Genomic DNA, 3,556 nt, shown 5'->3' on the forward strand with positions numbered 1-3,556 from the left:
TTTCCCTTCGTGGGGGCGCTGTGTGGGGTGTGGGGGTTGGGGTTGTTGTTTGAGAACTACATAGTGGACGCGAGCATCTTGTAAAGCAATTTTGTTTTTGATGTTGAACCTGGCCTTTGGCTTGGTTCTCTCGAAATGATTTTTTTGTCAAGTTTGATCTGTGTGGTCAAGTTTTTAAGGGCACACGGTGGATGCCTTGGCATCAGGAGCCGATGAAGGACGTAGGAATCTGCGATAAGCCTGGGGGAGTTGATAACCGAGCGGTGATCCCAGGATGTCCGAATGGGGAAACCCCGCACAACGCCGCAAGGTGATTGTGTGACCCGTGTCTGAATATATAGGGCGCGTGGGGGGAACGCGGGGAAGTGAAACATCTCAGTACCCGCAGGAAGAGAAAACAACAGTGATTCCGTTAGTAGTGGCGAGCGAACGCGGATCAGGCTAAACCGACCCATGTGTGATAGCCGGCGGGCGTTGCGTGGGCGGGGTTGCGGGGCAGTTGTGTGCTGGTTCTGCCGGACCGGCGGGGTGTGTGTGCGTGCATAGGCGAACGGTTTTGAAAGGCCGGCCGGAGAGGGTGTGAGTCCCGTAGCCGTAATGTGTTGTGCCGCCCTGGTGATTGTTCCCAAGTAGCACGGGGCCCGAGAAATCCCGTGTGAATCTGTCAGGACCACCTGATAAGCCTAAATACTTCCTGATGACCGATAGCGGACCAGTACCGTGAGGGAAAGGTGAAAAGTACCCCGGGAGGGGAGTGAAACAGTACCTGAAACCGTGTGCTTACAATCCGTCAGAGCGGGCTTTGTTCCTGTGATGGCGTGCCTTTTGAAGAATGAGCCTGCGAGTTAGTGTTACGTCGCGAGGTTAACCCGTGTGGGGTAGCCGTAGCGAAAGCGAGTCTGAACAGGGCGAGTGTAGTGGCGTGATCTAGACCCGAAGCGGAGTGATCTACCCATGGCCAGGTTGAAGCGACGGTAAGACGTCGTGGAGGACCGAACCCACTTCAGTTGAAAATGGAGGGGATGAGCTGTGGGTAGGGGTGAAAGGCCAATCAAACTCCGTGATAGCTGGTTCTCCCCGAAATGCATTTAGGTGCAGCGTTGCGTGTTTCTTGCCGGAGGTAGAGCTACTGGATGGCCGATGGGCCCTACAAGGTTACTGACGTCAGCCAAACTCCGAATGCCGGTAAGTGAGAGCGCAGCAGTGAGACTGTGGGGGATAAGCTTCATAGTCGAGAGGGAAACAGCCCAGACCACCAACTAAGGCCCCTAAGCGTGTGCTAAGTGGGAAAGGATGTGGAGTTGCTTAGACAACCAGGAGGTTGGCTTAGAAGCAGCCACCCTTGAAAGAGTGCGTAATAGCTCACTGGTCAAGTGATTCCGCGCCGACAATGTAGCGGGGCTCAAGTACACCGCCGAAGTTGTGGCATTCACATAGGTTCCTAGCCTTCGTGGTTCAGGAGTGTGGATGGGTAGGGGAGCGTCGTGTGGGCGGTGAAGCTGCGGTGTGAACCAGTGGTGGAGCCTACACGAGTGAGAATGCAGGCATGAGTAGCGAAAGACGGGTGAGAAACCCGTCCGCCGAATGATCAAGGGTTCCAGGGTCAAGCTAATCTGCCCTGGGTAAGTCGGGACCTAAGGCGAGGCCGACAGGCGTAGTCGATGGACAACGGGTTGATATTCCCGTACCGGCGAAGAACCGCCCATACCAAGCGGGGGATACTAACCGCCCGAAACCTGCCCGACACCCCTTGTGGGTGAAGGGTTTTGGTGGAGCGCGGGACCTGATCCCGGGAGGTAAGCGTATTAACAGGTGTGACGCAGGAAGGTAGCCGGGCCGGGCGATGGTTGCCCCGGTCTAAGGATGTAGGCCGTTCCATAGGCAAATCCGTGGAACATACAGGCTGAGATCTGATGGGACCCCCGTCTGGGGGGATCCGGTGATCCTATGCTGCCTAGAAAAGCATCGGCGCGAGGTTCCAGCTGCCCGTACCCCAAACCGACACAGGTGATCAGGTAGAGAATACCAAGGCGATCGAGAGAATTATGGTTAAGGAACTCGGCAAAATGCCCCCGTAACTTCGGGAGAAGGGGGGCCCGGACCGTGAAGCGACCATGCGTTGTGGAGCGGGCAAGGGCCGCAGAGACCAGGGGGAAGCGACTGTTTACTAAAAACACAGGTCCGTGCGAAGTCGCAAGACGATGTATACGGACTGACTCCTGCCCGGTGCTGGAAGGTTAAGAGGACCGGTTAGCCCCTTGTGGGCGAAGCTGAGAATTTAAGCCCCAGTAAACGGCGGTGGTAACTATAACCATCCTAAGGTAGCGAAATTCCTTGTCGGGTAAGTTCCGACCTGCACGAATGGAGTAACGACTTCCCCGCTGTCTCAACCATAAACTCGGCGAAATTGCAGTACGAGTAAAGATGCTCGTTACGCGCAGCAGGACGGAAAGACCCCGAGACCTTTACTATAGTTTGGTATTGGTGTTCGGAGTGGCTTGTGTAGGATAGGTGGGAGACTGTGAACCCCGGACGCCAGTTCGGGGGGAGTCATCGTTGAAATACCACTCTGGTCACTTTGGACATCTAACTTCGGCCCGTGATCCGGGTCAGGGACAGTGCCTGATGGGTAGTTTAACTGGGGCGGTTGCCTCCTAAAAAGTAACGGAGGCGCCCAAAGGTTCCCTCAGCCTGGTTGGCAATCAGGTGTCGAGTGTAAGTGCACAAGGGAGCTTGACTGTGAGAGAGACATCTCAAGCAGGGACGAAAGTCGGGACTAGTGATCCGGCGGTACATTGTGGAATGGCCGTCGCTCAACGGATAAAAGGTACCTCGGGGATAACAGGCTGATCTTGCCCAAGAGTCCATATCGACGGCATGGTTTGGCACCTCGATGTCGGCTCGTCGCATCCTGGGGCTGGAGTAGGTCCCAAGGGTTGGGCTGTTCGCCCATTAAAGCGGTACGCGAGCTGGGTTTAGAACGTCGTGAGACAGTTCGGTCCCTATCCGCTGCGCGCGCAGGAAATTTGAGAAGGGCTGTCCTTAGTACGAGAGGACCGGGACGGACGAACCTCTGGTGTGTCAGTTGTACTGCCAAGTGCACCGCTGATTAGCTACGTTCGGATGGGATAACCGCTGAAAGCATCTAAGCGGGAAGCTCGCTTCAAGATGAGATTTCCATACACATTTGTGTGAGAGGCCCCCAGCCAGACCACTGGGTTGATAGGCCGGACGTGGAAGACAGGACCAACGACTGTCGAAGCCGACCGGTACTAATAGGCCGACAACTTACACCACACAACAAGATCACTGCATCGCGTCCACTATGTGGTTCCCGGACAACAACCCAGGAACCAACAACTGAATAACACCAGCAACACCTGGTAACCACAAAACTTCCCACCCACCCCACACCGGGGCAGGAACGGGTAACAAGGTTACGGCGGTCATAGCGTGGGGGAAACGCCCGGTCCCATTCCGAACCCGGAAGCTAAGACCCACAGCGCCGATGGTACTGCACCCGGGAGGGTGTGGGAGAGTAGGACACCGCCGGACA

General features: G+C 55.9%; 2 rRNA genes. Both read left to right on the forward strand.

Features of this window, described 5'->3' with window-relative positions:
* The first annotated feature begins 164 nt into the window (after nucleotides 1-164).
* Nucleotides 165-3,297: ribosomal RNA gene (locus ACNQPB_RS20035) — 23S ribosomal RNA — on the forward strand.
* A gap of 141 nt (nucleotides 3,298-3,438) precedes the next feature.
* Nucleotides 3,439-3,555, forward strand: a 5S ribosomal RNA gene (rrf, locus tag ACNQPB_RS20040).
* Nucleotide 3,556 lies beyond the last annotated feature (1 nt).

This window comes from Curtobacterium sp. LFS079 (genome assembly GCF_047977865.1).
Lineage (GTDB): Bacteria > Actinomycetota > Actinomycetes > Actinomycetales > Micrococcaceae > Arthrobacter.